The organism is Devosia sp. Micro-HW1 (genome assembly GCF_056341075.1).
The window spans coordinates 1,741,511-1,758,125 of the sequence record NZ_CP094375.1 but is presented as its reverse complement, the minus strand read 5'-3'; the positions used below and the strand labels follow the sequence as shown (position 1 = coordinate 1,758,125).

The following is a 16,615-nucleotide window of genomic DNA, read 5'->3' as shown; positions in this document are numbered from 1 at the left end:
CCCGCAAGGGGAGAAGGGGAGAGCGACTGCGGTACTGACCCTCCAGCCTCCCCGGAGGACGCAAAGCCAACCGTGACCCATCGGCCACGCCTCGCCCGCTAAAACCGAACTCTTTCAACAGAATGGGTGGTCCTCGGCGCAGCCTCGCCCTAAACTCGCCACGAAACCTCCGCCTTTTTGGCGAGGGGCCGGAAGGATTAACGGAATCTTTCCGCAGTTGCGGCAATATCGCCGACAGCCCGGTTTGGTTGTCTGCGTAAAAGGGCGGGTAGAGCACTGAAAAGCGCGCGTCTGGTAACGAGTATTGGCGCCTTGTGCATCGGTCTGACCATGGCGGTCGGGGCGACAGCGCCTGTTCATGCGTTTGAGCTCTTCGGCATCAAGTTCTTCGAGGACCAGGCCGAGGAAGATGCCGACGCCATCATCGTCGATCCCCAACCCTATTTCGTCACCTTCACCTCAAGCGAAGGCGGCGCTGTCGAAAACGCGCTGCGCAATGCCTCGGCGCTCATTGCCGACGAGGATGAGCCCGCTTCCGGCGCCGCCGGCCTCATTGCGAAGGCGCGCGGCGACTATCGCCGCCTGCTCGCCGCCCTCTATGCCGAAGGCCATTACGGCGGCACGGTCAGCATCCGCATTGCCGGCGTCGAGGCCGCCAACCTGCCGCCCGATACCAGCCTGCCCGACCCCGTGGATGTGGCCATTGCCGTTACGTCAGGGCCGCTGTTCCGCTTCAATTCCGTTTCCATCGCCAATCAGGCGCCCCTGACCGACGATCCCGACGATCAGGTCGAGCTGCCGGTGCTGCGCGGCTACGGGACCGGGGAGATCGCCAAGTCCTCGGTCATCATGGCGGCCGAACTGCTGGCGGTCGAAGCCTGGCGGCAGCAGGGTTATGCCAAGGCCGAAATCGTCTCGCGCGACGTGGTGGCCGACCACGCCACCAATACGGTCGATGCCGTCATTACTGTCAATCCGGGGCGGCTGGCTGCCCACGGGCCGGTGACGGTCACCGGCACCGATCGCATGAACCCCGAATTCGTCGCCCAGCAGACGGGCCTCGTCGTGGGCGCCGAATATGACCCCGACGATATCGACCGCGCGCACAAGCGGCTCGATCGGCTCGAAGTCTTCCGCGCGGCGCGACTTGAAGCGGCCGAGGATATCGGCAGCGATGGTCTGTTGCCCTACAATCTCCTCGTCGAGGAATTGCCGGGCCGGCGCTTCGGGTTCGGTGCCACCTATTCCACCATCGATGGCCTGGGGGTCGAGGGCTACCACCTCTGGCGCAATCTCTTCGGGCAGGCCGAGCGGCTGCGGCTCGACGCGCGGGTCGCCAGCATCGGCTGGCCAATCGACACGGCACAGTTCGACTATTTCGTGGGCGGCACCTTCACCAAGCCCGGCTTCTACCACCCGGACGTCGACCTTGTGGCCACTGTCTCGGCCGAGCGCACCATCTACCCCAAATATACCGAGACTTCTGCGGGTGGACGCGTCGGCCTCAACTGGTTCTTCTCCGATGACCTCACTTTCGAGGGCGGGGCGACCTTCGAAGTGGCGCGCTTTGACGACCTTTTCGGCATTCGCGACTTCAATACGGCGAGCCTTTATGCCGGTTTCGTCTATGACGGGCGCGATAGCTCGGTCGATCCCACCGAAGGCTGGTATGCCGCGGCCAGGCTCGAGCCCTATTTCGACCTGCGCGGCGGTACGCCGGGTGCACAGCTGGTCGTTGAGGGGCGAACCTATTTCGGCTTCGGCGAAGAGGATCCGTTTGTCCTGGCCGGGCGTGTCAAGGGCGGCGCGGTGCTGGGACCCGACCTTGTCGACATTCCGCCCGACAAGCTGTTCTTTGCCGGTGGCGGCGGATCGGTCCGCGGCTATGGCTTCAAATCCATCGGCGTCGATGACGGTGCGGGCAATATCACGGGTGGGCGCTACCTGCTGGAAGCCTCGCTCGAAGCGCGGGCCAAGGTCACCAATGATATTGGCGTCGTGGGCTTTATCGACGGCGGTTATGTCGCCGCGGACAGATTTCCCGGGCTTGAGGATCTGCGCCTCGGAGCGGGTCTCGGCGTGCGTTACTATACCGGGCTCGGACCGCTTCGCCTCGATGTTGCCGTGCCGCTCAACCGCAAGCCGGGCGACCCCGACTACGCCATCTATGCCGGCATCGGGCAGGCATTCTGATGGCGGGTATTTTCGGTCGTCCAGCTGGAAAACTTCGGCGCAACCTCTTGATCGCCGCGCTGCTGCTGGCGCCCGCCGCCGTGCCGGTAGCGCTGGTGGCGCAGGACATGAACAATGAGGAACAGAAGGACTGGCTGACCAGCTTCGTCCAGGATCGCCTCTCGACGCCGGAGCGGCAGATCCGGCTCTCCAATATCGAAGGCGTGCTGGGCTCCGACGTCTCGATCAACGAGATCACCATTTCGGATGCCGAAGGCGTATGGCTGCGGGTCAACAACGCCGCGCTCAACTGGAACCAGGCGGCTCTGTTCACCGGTCGGCTGGAGATCAATTCGCTCACGGCCGATTCCATCAACTACATCCGCAATCCCATTCCCGTGGAGGGTGCACTTGACCTGCCGGCACCCGAGGCCGGTGGCGGTCTCGAAATTCCGGAATTCCCCGTCGCCATTCAAATCGGCGAATTGAGCGTACCCAGCGTCACTTTCGGCGAAGATGTCTTCGGTCTCGGTTCGGAAATTTCGCTCGACGGTTCGATGACGCTCGAAAGCGGCAATCTCGATGCCATGCTCGACATCGTCCGGCTCGACGGACCGGGCGGCACGCTCGATCTCGATGTCGCCTATCGGCGCGAGGGTAATACGATCGACCTCGGACTGTCGCTGGTCGAGCCGCCCAACGGCGTCATGGCGAACCTGCTCAATATCGAGGGGCGTCCGGCCATGTCGCTGACGCTCGAAGGCGAGGGGCCTGTCTCCGATCTCACCGCGCAGATGCAGCTGCTGGCCGATGACCAGGTGGCGCTGGCCGGCACCGCCACGATCAAGCAGTCCGATGCCGGTTTTACGGTCAATGCCAGTCTGGGCGGTCCGCTGTCGCGGCTCGTGGCCGCGCCCTATCAGGACTTCTTTGGTGTCGAAACGACCCTCACTGCCGAGGCCCTGCTCAAGAGCGGCGGCGGTCTCAGCATTGCCAATCTGTCCCTGAGCGGCGGGCAGCTGGGCCTGACGGCGCGTGCCGAAACCACGCCCGACAATTTCCTGTCACTGCTCGATCTCACCGCCACGGTTGCCGATCCCGAAGGGAGCCAGGTCACGCTGCCGGTGCCGGGTGGTTCGACCCTCGTGCAGGGTGCCCAGTTGCGCGTCGCCTATGGTACCGAGGCCAATGAGACCTGGCAGGCCCAGCTGGATGTCGAAGCCTTCAATGCGGATGGGTTTGCCGCCCAGACCTTGTCCCTGGGCATGGACGGCGTGGCCCGGAACCTGTCAGATCCGGCCAGCCGCATGGTAACTTTCAATGGCGATGGCGCCCTCAGTGGCATCACGGCCGATCCGGGTGTCGAGGCAGCCCTGGGGGACAGCGTCGGCCTTGGCATTGCGGGTCTCTGGAATGCCGGCCAGCCGATCGAGCTGGCGGAGCTGCGCATTGTCGGGCAGGCGCTCGTGGCCGAGGCCAGCGGCGTCATTGATGGCACCGATTTTGACGGTCGCATCGAAGTCGCCACCGACAGCATCGCACCATTCTCCGGCCTGGCCGGGCGGTCGTTGTCCGGTGCGCTCAATCTGGTCGCCAATGGCGAGGTCATGCCGGCTACCGGCGGGTTCGACCTGGTTCTGGACGGCACCGGCACCAACCTCAGCGTCGACGACGCGGCGCTCGACCGGCTGCTGGCGGGCACGGTCAACCTGTCCGGCCGCCTGGCGCGCACCGAGGCGGGCATCACCGCCGACGCCTTCACCATTGCCAATCCGCAGCTGCAGTTTACGGCCGATGGCGCCTTTGCCAGCGACGTTTCCGATTTCAACATCGCGCTCGATCTCGCCGACCTGGCGCTGATCTCCGAGGAAGCGAGCGGCGCCCTCACAGTTCGCGGCTCGGCCCGTTCGACCACGCCTGAAGCGCCGCTGGTACTGGTGCTCGATGGCCAGGTGCAGTCCGGCACGCTCGGGCAATATCGTCTGGCGGATGCCAAGCTCGGTGTCGCGGCCAGCCTGCTCGATGGCACGGTCACGGGCGATGTCTCGGGCAGTGCCATGCTCGACGGCCATCGCGCCCAGCTTGCCGCGCATGTCGAGACCGACGATGTGCAGCAGAGCGTCACCGATCTCGGCTTCGAAATTGCCGGCACTCGCATAACGGGCGCGCTGACCCGGATGGTGGAAACCGGGCTGATCGAGGGGCGTCTGGACGTCGCCGCCAATGATATCTCGCTTGCCGCAGCCCTGCTGCTGACCGACGCCTCGGGCGCGGTCAATGCGGCGGTGGAACTCGTGCCGCAGGATGGCATTCAGGGCGCCGGCATCACCGCCAATGTCACCGATCTCGTCATCAACGACATCGAAATTGGCCAGGCCGACATTTCTGCCGGCATTTCCGATCTCTTCGGCGTGCCCATGGTCAATGGCACGGCCACGGCAACCGATGTGGTGGCCGGCGGGGTCGAGGTGAACACGCTAGATCTCCGCGCCAGCCAGAGCGGCGACACGACCAGCTTTGAAGCGCAGGCGGCGCTGGCGACCGGCGCCAGCGTTGACGTTACCGGCGCCCTGACCCCGGTCGAGGGCGGCTATAGCCTGACGCTGGACGAACTCGATCTCGTCCAGAACGAGCTGTCAGCCAATCTCGCCCGTCCGGTGCAGCTGCTGGTGCGTGGCGAAAGCGTGGGGCTCGATGCCGTGCAGCTGTCGGTTGGCTCGGGCAGCATCACCGCCTCGGGCACCGCCGGCACTGACCTTGATATCGTGGTCGACATTGCCGACCTGCCACTGTCCATCGCCAACACGGTCTCGCCCGGTCTTGGCCTGTCCGGCACGGTCAATGGAAGGGCGGTGGTTTCGGGCACGGCATCCGACCCGCAAGTGACGTTCGAGATGCGGGCCGGCGGCGTCGATGCCAGCGCCATCGCGCCCTTTGGCATCGCGCCGCTGTCGCTTGCCGCGTCCGGGTCGTTCGCCGATCAGGTGGTGACGCTGTCCAGCATCACGGCCAGTGGCAATGCCGGCCTTTCGGTCACCGGCTCGGGTTCGGTTCCGCTTGCAGGCGATGGTCTGGTCCTTGCCCTTTCCGGCTCGGCGCCGCTGGCTTTGGCCAACCAGTTCCTCGCCGATCGCGGCGCGCAGGTCTCCGGCACGGCCAATATCGACGCACGTGTCGGCGGCAGCCTGTCCAGCCCGCAATTTTCCGGCACTGTCACCACCGCGGGCGCCGGGTATGTCGATCCCGAGCTCAACCTGCGCCTGACCGATATTGCCGGGCGGGTGTCGCTCAACGGCACGACGGCCAATGTCGAAAGCCTGACAGCCAATCTGGCCACCGGCGGCAGTCTGTCGGCCTCGGGCACTGTCGGTCTCACCAATGGCTTCCCCACCAATCTCACCGCCAGCATAAACTCGGCGCGCTATGCCGACGGCAACCTGTTCGTGGCGACGCTTTCTGGCCGGCTGACGCTGACCGGTCCGTTGACCTCCGGGCCTTTGCTGGCAGGCACGGTGCGTATCGAGGAAGCCAATATCACCGTTCCCGAAAGCCTCGGCGGCGCGGCTGAACTGATCGATGTCGAGCACGTTCATACGCCTGCCGATGTCGAGCGCACGCTGGAACGCGCCCGCATCGACGAACGCACCGGCATGGCGGCGGGGAGCAATTCGCAGCTGCAGCTCGATATTGCGCTTGAGGCGCCCAACCAGGTCTATATCCGCGGCCGCGGCCTTGATGCGGAAGTGGGTGGCTCGGTGCGGCTGACCGGGCCGGTCAATGCCATTCAGCCGGTCGGCGGCTTCTCCCTCATTCGTGGCCGCCTCGACATTCTCGGGCAACGCCTGATTTTTGAGTCCGGCTCGGTGACGCTGCTGGGCGATCTCGATCCGCAGCTCAATCTGGTGGCCCGCGCCGAGGGCGACGGCATCACCGTCTTCGTGACGCTGACCGGTCGCGCGTCCGCTCCGGATATCGAGTTCAGCTCCAATCCCGTCCTGCCGCAGGACGAGGTGTTGAGCCGCCTTGTCTTCAACCGCTCCATGGGCGAGCTTTCCCCCATCCAGCTGGCGCAATTGGCGGCAGCGGCGGCGGAACTGGCGGGGGGCGGTGGCGGCAGCCTCGCCGAAAGCCTGCGCGGCATTGCCGGCCTTGCCGATCTCGACGTGGTCACCGACGATCAGGGCAATGTTGGCGTCACCGCCGGCACCTATATCCAGGACAATGTCTATCTGGGCGTGACGGCCGGGGCCAACGGCCAGTCCAGGGTCACCATCAACCTGGACGTCACCGACAACCTGACCGTCAAGGGCGCAGCCGGCCAGGATGGCAATACCAGCCTCGGTGTGTTCTACGAGCAGGATTACTAACAGCTCTACACCCCCACCCTTGATCCCTCCCCACAAGGGGGAGGGAGACGATGAACACCGGCGTCTCGGTCCTGCGCCTCCCTCCCCTTGATGGGGAGGGACTGAGGGTGGGGTGGGTCGCGCTCTCGGAGCCCGTGGTGGAACGGGTTCTACCGCGCTGTGGCCCCGCCGGTCTTTTCCGCCTTGGCCTCGTCCCACCACCAAAGCGTCGGGAAACCAGATGAGAATTCGGGTAGTTCGTCGGGCCGGCTGAAGCGGTCCCAGCGGGCCGAGCGGGTCGAGCGCAAAGTGTAGCTGGGGATGACGAAGTGCTTGTTGAGCAGCACCCGGTCGAGCGCCTTGGTAGTTGCTTCCTGGGTTTCGCGGTCATCGGCCACGATCAGCATTTCGATGAGCTCGTCCACAGCCGGATCGGCGACACCGGCATAGTTCTGCGTGCCTTCTTCATTGGCCGTCGAGGAGCCGAAGAAGAAGCGCTGCTCGTTGCCGGGTGAGTAGGACTGCGTCCAGCCCGCATAGATCACGTCATAGTCGAAGCTGCGCGCCCGGTTGATGAATTGCGGGCTGTCGACGGTGCGGATGCTGGCGGTGACGCCGATCTGGGCGAGATTGGTGACAAGGTTCTGTGCCACTGGCTCGATGGTCGGCCCATTGAGCAGGATTTCGAAGGTGAAGGGCTGGCCATTGGGGTCCAGCATCTGGTTGCCTTCGAGGCGGTAGCCAGCTTGGGTGAAGAGGTCGAGGGCGGTGCGCAGGTTGGCGCGAAGCTTCTGCGGGTCGCCGCTCACCGGGTTGGTGAAGGGCTTTTCAAAGACCGACGGCGGGACCTGGTCGCGTACGGTTTCCAGGATTTCCAGCTCCTCGCCCTCGGGCAGGCCTGATGACTTGAAGGGCAGGCCGAAGAAGAAACTGTCGATGCGCTCATACTGGTTGTAGAACAGCGTATTGCTCAGTTCCTCGAAGTCGAAGGCATAGTTCAGCGCCTCGCGTACCAGCGGATCGGCAAACGTGTCGCGCCGCAGGTTCATGACAAAGCCCACCATCAGGCCCGAGCCATTATAGTCCTGCGGGAACAGTTCCTGGATGACGCGGCCTTCGGTGACGGCAGGGAAGTCATAGGCAGTGGCCCAGCGGCGTGCCTGATTTTCGCTCCACCAGTCGAACTGATCACCCTTGAAGGCCTCGAACTGTACCGTCAGGTCGAGGAAATATTCGATGTGATACTCGTCGAAATTGTTCTGTCCGACCTGGGTTGGGTGATCGACACCCCAATAATCCTCGACGCGCTCGTAGACGATGGACTGGCCGGCCTCGAAGCTGGCGAGACGATAGGGGCCGGAGCCCAATGGCGGTTCGAGCGTGGATTCCCCGATATTGCGGGTATTGCCCTCTGCATCCGTGCCTTCCCACCAATGCTGCGGCAGGACCAGCAACTGCCCCAGGATCAGCGGCAGTTCACGGTTGTTGGTCTGGTCGAAGGTGAAGGTCACTTCGCCCGGTGCCGTCACCTCGGCCGAGGTGACGTTGGCATAGTACTGGGCGCGGTCCGGATTGACCTCGATGAGCTTTTCAAAGGTCCAGACCACGTCCTCGGCGGTGACGGGCTCGCCGTCATGCCACTTGGCGTCGGGGTCCATACGGAAGGTTACCGCGCCATAGTCGGGGGCGATCTTCATCGCCTCGGCCAGGTGCACGTAATAGGTGTTGTTCTCGTCGAGCGACGGGGTCATCAGCGTTTCGTAGAGAAGCCCGATGCCGCCGGCGACCTCGCCCTTGGGCAGGATCGGGTTGAAGGTGTCGAAGCCGCCCAGATCACCCAGCCGCACCGTGCCGCCCTTGGGGGCATCGACATTGACATAGTCGAAATGGGTGTAGTCGAGCCCGTATTTGGCCTCGCCATCGAGGGTAAAGGAATTGGTCCAGACGTCGGTGGCGGTCTGCGCGGTGGCGGGGAGAGCCATTGCGAGAGCCAGAAGGCCGGAGAGGAGAAGCGGGGCAAGCCTGAAAGAGGGCGTCATGATGCGGCTCCACATGGGTGTTCGTAGCGAGGTTAGTCGGTTCTTGGGTCGGACGGCAATGCATCTGCGTCCAGGGTCCGGGGTGGCGCAATGTCGAGAGCGGCGGCCAGCAGCTGGCGCGTATAGTCCTCGGCGGGTGCGGCAAAGATATCCGCCGCCGATCCCTCTTCGACCACTAGCCCATTGCGCATGACGATGAGCCGGTGGGCCAGAGCGCGGACGACGCGCAGGTCGTGGCTGATGAACAGGTAACTCAGCTGTCGCCGTGCCTGCACATCGCGCAGGAGGTCGATGACCTGGCTCTGGATGGAGACGTCGAGGGCGGAGGTCGGCTCGTCGAGCACCAGAAGTTCGGGTTCCAGCACCAGGGCCCGGGCAATGGCGACGCGCTGGCGCTGGCCGCCGGAAAATTCATGCGGATAGCGGTTCGCCATTGCCGGGTCGAGCCCGACCTCGCGCAGGGAGGCCGCGACCTTCTCGGCGCGCTGGGCGCGGTTGAGCTGCGGGAAATGCACCAGGAGCCCTTCCTCGACGATCTGTCCCACCGACATGCGGGGGCTCAATGAGCCGAAGGGGTCCTGGAAGACGATCTGCATATGCCTGCGCAGGGGGCGCAGCGCCCGCCAGCTGCGGGCCTGCACGTCATTGCCCATGAGCACGATGCGGCCGCGCGAGGGGATGAGCCGCAGGAGGGCATAGCCGAGCGAGGATTTTCCCGAGCCGCTTTCACCCACCACGCCCAGGGTCTCGCCCTTCCGGATGGCGAGATCGACGCCATCGACAGCGCGGATATGGCCGACCGTGCGACGAAGCAGGCCACGCTTGACCGGGAACCAGACCTTGAGATCCTTTGCCTCGACAATGCTGGGCGCATCCGCGGCCGGCACCTGAGGCCTGCCGCGCGGCGCGGCGGCCAGCAGGTGTTTCGTGTAGTCGTGCTGGGGCCGGGCGAAGATGGTCTCGACCGGACCGCTTTCGACGATCTCGCCCTTGGTCATGACGCAGACGCGGTCGGCAATCCGGCGCACGATGGAAAGATCATGGGTGATGAACAGCATGGCCATGCCATTCTGCTTCTGCAGGGTCTTGAGCAGGTCAAGGATCTGCGCCTGCACGGTGACATCGAGGGCTGTGGTCGGCTCGTCGGCGATCAGCAGTTTTGGGTCATTGGCCAGCGCCATGGCGATCATCACGCGCTGCCGCTGCCCGCCCGAAAGCTGGTGTGGAAAATCGTCGAGGCGCGAGGCGGGATCGGGAATGCCGACGGCGTCGAGCAGTTCGAGCGTGCGGGCGCGAGCAGCGTTCTTGCGCAGGCCCTGATGCACTTCCAGCACTTCGCCGACCTGCCGGCCGATCGTATGGACCGGGTTGAGTGAACTCATCGGCTCCTGAAAGATCATGCCGACCCGGTTGCCGCGCACGGCCCGCAACGCCGCGTCGCTGGCGCCGGCCAGCGTCTCGCCTTCGAACAGGACATCGCCTTCGAGGCTAGCCGTGGGCGGCAGGAGCCTGAGGATCGACAGCGCCGTCACCGACTTGCCAGAGCCGCTCTCCCCCACCAGCGCCAGCGTTTCACCGGGCGCGATATCGAAGCAGACATCCCGCGCCGCCTCATGGGCGCCGAAGTTGACGGTCAGGTCGCGAACGCAGAGGAGGGGGGCGGTCATCGAAACGTCTTTCGTGGATCGAAAGCGTCGCGGACGGCTTCGCCGATGAAGACCAGCAGCGTCATCATGATGGCGATGGTGAAAAAGCCGGTGAGCCCCAGCCAGGGAGCCTGGAGGTTGTTCTTGCCCTGGGCCAGGAGTTCCCCGAGCGAGGGCGAGCCCGGTGGCAGGCCGAAGCCGAGAAAGTCCAGCGACGTCAGCGTCGCCACTGAGCCCGAGAGGATGAAGGGCATGAAGGTCAATGTCGCTACCATGGCATTGGGCAAGAGGTGCCGCCACATGATGGTGCGATTGGAGACGCCTAGCGCGCGCGCCGCATTCACGTATTCGAAATTGCGGGCGCGCAGGAATTCGGCGCGCACAATGCCCACCAGCGTCACCCACGAGAACAGGAGCAGGATGCCCAGCAATACCCAGAAGCTGGGCGCGATGACGCTGGAAATGATCAGCAGCAGATAGAGCGCCGGGATCGAGGTCCAGATCTCGATGAGGCGTTGGGCGATCAGGTCGAGCCAGCCGCCATAATAGCCCTGCGCCGCCCCGGCGACCACGCCGATGACCGAGGACACGACGGTGAGCACGAGCCCGAACAGCACCGATATGCGGAAGCCGTAGATCAGGCGCGCCAGCACATCGCGGCCGCGATCGTCGGTGCCCAGGTAGTGGTAGTTGCCGGGCACGCAGAGCGGGTCGTCGACGCCGAGCGGATAGCGCTGGCAGATCACGTCCCGGGTCAGCATCCAGCTTGGCGGGTTGGCGCCGGCAAAGGCCACATAGGGGTCCACCGTGCCATAGCTGAACCGGATCGGCGGCCAGAGCATCCAGCCATTGGCCTCGATTTCCTCGGCGATGAAGGGATCACGGAAATTGGTGGTAGCGAAGAAGCCGCCGAATTTCGATTCCGGATAGTCGATGAGCGCCGGCACCATCAGCTCGCCCTTGTAGGAAACGAGAATGGGCCGGTCATTGGCGATGAATTCGGCGCCCAGGGTGAGGACGAAGAGCGCCAGGAATATCCAGAAGCTCCACCAGCCGCGCCGGTTGGCGCGGAAATTGGCGAGGCGCCGCTGGTTGAGCGGGGAGAGCCGGGATGGCTTTTCTGGTGCGAGGTCGATCCTGGCGCTCATACGTCGCGGCTTTCGAAATCGAGCCGCGGATCGACCCACATATAGGCGAGGTCCGAAATGAGCCCGATGATGAGCCCGAGCAGCGAGAAGATGTAAAGCGTAGCAAAGACCACCGGATAGTCGCGATTGGCGATGGACTGAAAGCCGAGCAGGCCCAGGCCATCGAGCGAGAAGATGGTTTCGATGAGGATCGAGCCGCCGAAGAAGACGCCGATAAAGGCGCCGGGGAAGCCGGCAATGATCAGCATCATGGCGTTGCGGAAGACATGACCATAGAGCACCTGCCTCTCGTTCAGACCCTTGGCGCGCGCCGTCACCACATATTGCTTGCTGATCTCGTCGAGGAAGGAATTCTTGGTGAGGAGCGTCGAGGTGGCGAAGGCCCCCAGACCCATGGCGGTGATCGGCAGCACCAGATGCCAGAAATAGTCGAGAATCTGCCGCCACCAGGGGAAGGTCGCCCAGCCGGGCGAGGTGAGGCCCCGCAAGGGAAAGATCGACCAGAAGCTGCCCCCGGCAAACAGCACGACCAGCGCGATGGCGATGAGGAAGCCGGGCACGGCATAGCCGATGATGACCACGGTGGACGTCCACACATCGAACCGGCTGCCGTCGCGCATGGCCTTGGCAATGCCGAGGGGGATGGAGACCGCGTAGGCGATCAGCGTCATCCACAACCCCAGCGAGATCGACACCGGCATCTTTTCGAGGATCAGGTCGATCACTGAGATGTCACGATAGTAGCTCTCGCCGAAATCGAAGCGCAGATAGTTGCCGATCATCGAAAAGAAGCGCTCGATCGGCGGCTTGTCGAAGCCGAACTGCTTTTCGATGCGCTCGACCAGTTCGGGCGGCAGGCCCTGGCTGCCGCGATAGCCGGACGAATTGCCCTGCTGTCCGGGCTGGGCGGCAAAGTCACCCGCCTCGCTTCCAGTGATGCGTTCAGTGATGCTGGCATTCTGACCCGAGAGATTGGCCAGGGCCTGTTCCACCGGGCCGCCGGGGGCAAACTGGGTGATGAGAAAACTCACCGCCATGATGCCGAACACGGTCGGGATCATCAGCAAGAGACGGCGGAGAATATAGGCGCCCATCGCTGCTCCAGCGGATTGTCGCTGTCTCGTCCCGTCAAATCATTCTGGCGGGACGGACTTTTCCCAATGCAACACTTCGGTGAACGCTTGGCAAGCCGCCGGGACGCGCTGCCGTCTTCACACGTTTTTGCGATTGCCCAAGTCGGCGAGGGCGCTTGCAGGGCTGGACAGGTTCGGCCACCATGGTGGCAACAGGGAGCCCAGTATGAAATTTGTCCCCATCGTCCAGGTCAGAAGCCAGTCCGTCGCCCGCGTGCTGATGGTGGCGCTCAAGGCCCATGGTTTTCACCCGATGGAGCCGCGAGAGGGCGGTCTGCCGGGCGTCCCCAATATTTTCGGACCCGATGGCTTCGTGGTGGAAGTGCCCGAGGAGGAGGCACAGGACGCCACGCTGCTGGCCAATGATCTGCTCAAGGATATGGAGCTGTCTCACCCCTAGCCAAATGCGGCGCCAGCCTAAAACGGCCACATTGCTATGAGAGCGGGGGTTATGCGGGACGGGCAATTGAACCCGGTTGCGGCTTTGGGTATAAGCCGCCACAAGTGTTAATGAGCCTTAAGCCTATACGGCAGGAGTGATCAATGCAGGATTGGAAGCGCGGCGCTTCATCCGTAGTCGGCCTGGCGGCCCTCGCCCTCGTGGTGGCGGCCTGTTCCCCGTCCAGCCGGACCAACACCGCAAACCTCAATGTCGTCGGCCAGCCCCAGCAGCTGCAGCCGGTGCAGAATTCCACCGTGCAGCAGAATACGCTGCCGGCCATTGGCGCTACCGGCACCCCGGCTCCGGGCCTTGCCGGCCAGCCGGTCCTGGGTGGCCAGACCACGTCCACAACCACCGTCGCGGCGGCCACGCCGGGCGTCGGCGCCAATTCTTCGATCACCACGATCGGTGCGCCTCTGACTACGGGTGTGTCCACGGGGCCCGAGGGCGCCTGGAATGTTGTTGCCGCAGGCCAGACCTGCCGCCTTAACCTGCCGCTGACCGCCAAGACCGGCACCAATTACTACCGCGCCTCGGCCCCGGGTTGCACCCTGCCGCAGATCGCTTCGGTCACCGGTTGGCAGCAAGTGGGCTCGCAGCTGCAGCTCTATGATGAAAACGGCAATATCGCCGCTTTCCTCGCCCCCTCGGGTGGTCGCTATATCGGCACGATGGGCGGCGGCCAGGCCGTCTCGATGGCCCGCTAGTATTTTTGGTGAAGCCGGCCTGCAAAGGCCGGCTTTCTGCGCTTCCGGTGCTCACGTACGGGTGTACGCTCCGCTCCGGTTCTCGAAGAGCCGACCTTTTCGACTCGGCTTGACCAAAATCCTCGGCACCGCCCTCGGGCTTGACCCGAGGGCCACTCCCAACGCATGGGGTGTGTCGTCTGGCCCTCGGGGTAACCCCGAGGGCGGCACCGGATTTGTTGATGTCTCCAAGCGCAACCGCAAAACCCTTCCCCGTCCGTGCTGCCTATGACGAGCTTGTCGCCCGCGGTGCGTTGACGCCCGACCCGGCGCAGGTGGAGGCGGCGCGTGAACTCGATCGGGTGCTGCACGATCTAGTGGGGGCAAAGCCCAAGCGGGTCTTCCGGTTTTTCGAGAAGCCGGCCCAGGCGGTGCATGGCCTCTACCTCCATGGCGAGGTGGGGCGCGGCAAGACCATGCTGATGGACCTGTTCTTTGCCGCAGTGCCGTTCCGCGAAAAGCGGCGGGTGCATTTCCATGAATTCATGGACGAGGTGCATGCCGGCATTGCCGCCTTTCGCAAATCGCCGCGTGGCAAGGGGGACGATGCCGATCCGGTCGAGGCGGTGGTCAAGCCCATTCTCAGATCCGGCCTGCGCCTGCTCTGCCTCGACGAATTCCACGTGCATGACATTGCCAATGCCATGCTGCTCGACCGGCTGTTTTCCAAGCTGTTCGCAGGTGGCGTGACGCTGGTCGCCACCTCCAATGTGGCGCCGGATGGGCTCTACAAAGACGGCCTCAACCGCCAGCTGTTTTTGCCCTTCATTGCGCTGCTCAAGGAAAAGACCGTGGTGGCCGACCTGCCCAGTCAGCAGGACTACCGGCGGCTGAAATTTGCTGGTCAGCATGTCTATGCCTTCGGCACGGGTCCCAACGTGAAAGCCGCGATGGACCAGATGTGGCTGCGCATTACCGGCGGAGAACAGGGTGTGCCGGGTGTGGTGGAAAGCATCGGCCGACAGATCCCGGTGCCGCTGGTGGCCATGGGGGCGGCGCGCTTCGGCTTTGCCGACCTTTGCGAAAGGCCGCTTGGCACGCGCGATTTCGTACGCATCGCGCATCAGTTCGACAGCATGGTGCTCGACAATGTTCCGCAGATGGATCGCACCAAATCGGATGCGGCCAAGCGGTTCATCCTCCTCATCGACTCGCTCTACGATCGCGGCGTAAAGCTGGCGGCGAGCTTCGCCGTGCCGCTGGAACAACTGGGCGCCGACGACAAGACCGCCTTCGAATTCCAGCGCACCTTGTCCCGGCTGACCGAGATGCAGTCGGAGGAGTATCTGCAAAAGGGGCTGCGTGACGCCGCGCCGACGGAAGCGGAGTAGGGGAGTTGGATCGGGTCATGATCATCGGTGGACCCGGATCCGGAAAGACCTGGCTGGCGAGGGAACTTGGCGCGCGGCTCGACCTGCCGGTCATCTCCATCGACGATTACGTGCATGACGCCGCCGGACACCTCCGCGCGCCCGCCCTGATCGATGCAGATGCCAAGGCGGCCGCCGAGGGCGCGCGCTGGATCATAGAGGGTGGCAATAGCCGCACTTATGAATATCGCGGGGGCCGTGCCGATTGTGTGGTTCATCTCACGACGCCACGCTTGCTGCGCCTATGGCGGGTGTGGCGGCGCGACGGCTGGAACCGCTCGCTGCTGACCTGGACCTGGCGCTATGATGCGGTGTTCGGAGGGCGCGATCAGGCCGTCATAGACAGTGCACGCGGACGTGCCATGGCGGTGGCGCTCGACAGTCGCCGGGCCACCAGGTCCTTCCTTGCCACCAATGCCCATCCGGCATTCCCCCTTCGCCCATGAGCAAGGGCGTTTTGCGGGTTACGACGAAGGGTTCACTTGCCCCCCTGCTCTGGGGGGGTTAAGAGGTGCGCCAATTCAACGCAGTCTGGGATGAGGACTTATGGCCCGCAAGAAGATCGCCCTTATCGGTGCTGGACAGATCGGCGGTACGCTGGCTCTGCTGAGCGCGCAGAAGGAACTCGGTGACGTCGTGCTGTTCGACGTGGTCGATGGTGTGGGTCCGGGCAAGGCGCTCGACATTGCCCAGTCCGCCGTGACCCAGTCCTTCGACGTCAAGATGAAGGGCACGTCCGAATACAAGGACATCGAAGGCGCCGACGTGGTCATCGTCACCGCCGGCGTGCCGCGCAAGCCGGGCATGAGCCGCGACGACCTGCTCGAGATCAATCTCAAGGTGATGGAGCAGGTGGGTGCAGGCATTGCCAAGTATGCGCCCAAGGCCTTCGTCATCTGCATCACCAACCCGCTCGATGCCATGGTCTGGGCGCTGCAAAAGTTCTCGGGCCTGCCTGCCAAGCAGGTGATCGGCATGGCCGGCGTGCTCGACAGCTCGCGCTTCTGCCACTTCATCGCCGATGAGCTGGGCGTCTCCATCGAAGACGTCAACGCCTTCGTGCTGGGCGGCCATGGCGATACCATGGTGCCGCTGGCCCGCTACTCCACCGTTGCCGGCATTCCGCTGACCGACGTGGTCAAGATGGGCTGGATGAGCAAGGAACGCCTCGACGAGATCATCCAGCGCACCCGTGACGGCGGCGCCGAGATCGTCTCGCTGCTCAAGACCGGTTCGGCCTTCTATGCCCCGGCGGCTTCCGCCATTGCCATGGCCGAGAGCTATCTCAAGGACAAGAAGCGCGTGCTGCCCTCCGCGGTGCAGCTCAATGGCGAATATGGCGTCAAGGGCACCTATGTCGGTGTGCCTGTGGTCATTGGCGCCGGTGGCGCCGAGAAGGTCGTCGAGATCGCCCTCAACTCTGCCGAGCAAAAGGCATTCGACAAATCGGTCGCGGCCGTGGAAGGCCTGATCGAGGCGTGCAAGAAGATCGCGCCGAAGCTGGCGTAAAGAACTTGAAGCCGCTGGTCCGCCCGGCGGCTTCTGGCTTTCCGGCTCCAGAAATGCCGGATTT

11 protein-coding genes are annotated in these 16,615 nt (G+C 64.1%); 7 read left to right on the top strand and 4 right to left on the bottom strand.

The window, feature by feature from the left end:
• Positions 1-312 precede the first annotated feature (312 nt).
• Both MQW79_RS08380 and MQW79_RS08375 read left to right on the top strand, forming a co-directional pair.
• Positions 313-2,193 (top strand): autotransporter assembly complex protein TamA, encoded by a 1,881-nt coding sequence (locus MQW79_RS08380; protein ID WP_476587954.1) that lies wholly within the window; start codon positions 313-315, stop codon positions 2,191-2,193.
• Positions 2,193-6,539 (top strand): translocation/assembly module TamB domain-containing protein, encoded by a 4,347-nt coding sequence (locus MQW79_RS08375; protein WP_476587953.1) that lies wholly within the window; start codon positions 2,193-2,195, stop codon positions 6,537-6,539. The genes MQW79_RS08380 and MQW79_RS08375 overlap by 1 nt, the downstream gene beginning before the upstream one ends.
• Before the next feature lie 149 nt (positions 6,540-6,688).
• Here MQW79_RS08375 and MQW79_RS08370 read toward each other — a convergent pair whose 3' ends face one another.
• The 4 genes from MQW79_RS08370 to MQW79_RS08355 are packed head-to-tail and all read right to left on the bottom strand — an operon-like array spanning position 6,689 to position 12,445.
• Positions 6,689-8,557: an extracellular solute-binding protein gene (locus MQW79_RS08370; protein WP_476587952.1), complete on the bottom strand. Its 1,869-nt coding sequence runs from the start codon at positions 8,555-8,557 to the stop codon at positions 6,689-6,691.
• A 32-nt stretch (positions 8,558-8,589) separates the two neighbouring features.
• Complete coding sequence (locus MQW79_RS08365; RefSeq protein WP_476587951.1) at positions 8,590-10,224, bottom strand: ABC transporter ATP-binding protein; 1,635 nt, start codon at positions 10,222-10,224, stop codon at positions 8,590-8,592.
• Positions 10,221-11,351 (bottom strand): ABC transporter permease, encoded by a 1,131-nt coding sequence (locus MQW79_RS08360; RefSeq protein WP_476587950.1) that lies wholly within the window; start codon positions 11,349-11,351, stop codon positions 10,221-10,223. The genes MQW79_RS08365 and MQW79_RS08360 overlap by 4 nt, the downstream gene beginning before the upstream one ends.
• Positions 11,348-12,445 (bottom strand): microcin C ABC transporter permease YejB, encoded by a 1,098-nt coding sequence (locus tag MQW79_RS08355; protein ID WP_476587948.1) that lies wholly within the window; start codon positions 12,443-12,445, stop codon positions 11,348-11,350. The genes MQW79_RS08360 and MQW79_RS08355 overlap by 4 nt, the downstream gene beginning before the upstream one ends.
• Before the next feature lie 205 nt (positions 12,446-12,650).
• Here MQW79_RS08355 and MQW79_RS08350 point away from each other — a divergent pair, with 205 nt between their 5' ends.
• From MQW79_RS08350 to mdh, 5 genes are all read left to right on the top strand, one after another.
• Entirely contained in the window at positions 12,651-12,884 is a 234-nt protein-coding gene (locus MQW79_RS08350) for a hypothetical protein (RefSeq protein ID WP_476587947.1), read from the top strand.
• A gap of 143 nt (positions 12,885-13,027) precedes the next feature.
• On the top strand, positions 13,028-13,633 hold the full coding sequence (locus tag MQW79_RS08345; protein WP_476587946.1) for an AprI/Inh family metalloprotease inhibitor: 606 nt from the start codon (positions 13,028-13,030) through the stop codon (positions 13,631-13,633).
• Between the two features lie 221 nt (positions 13,634-13,854).
• A complete protein-coding gene (gene zapE, locus MQW79_RS08340) occupies positions 13,855-15,003 on the top strand; it encodes a cell division protein ZapE (RefSeq protein WP_476587945.1) in 1,149 nt (382 codons plus the stop codon).
• A 17-nt stretch (positions 15,004-15,020) separates the two neighbouring features.
• Complete coding sequence (locus MQW79_RS08335) at positions 15,021-15,488, top strand: P-loop NTPase family protein (protein WP_476587944.1); 468 nt, start codon at positions 15,021-15,023, stop codon at positions 15,486-15,488.
• Between the two features lie 100 nt (positions 15,489-15,588).
• Entirely contained in the window at positions 15,589-16,551 is a 963-nt protein-coding gene (mdh, locus tag MQW79_RS08330; RefSeq protein WP_198874472.1) for a malate dehydrogenase, read from the top strand.
• Positions 16,552-16,615: the final 64 nt, after the last annotated feature.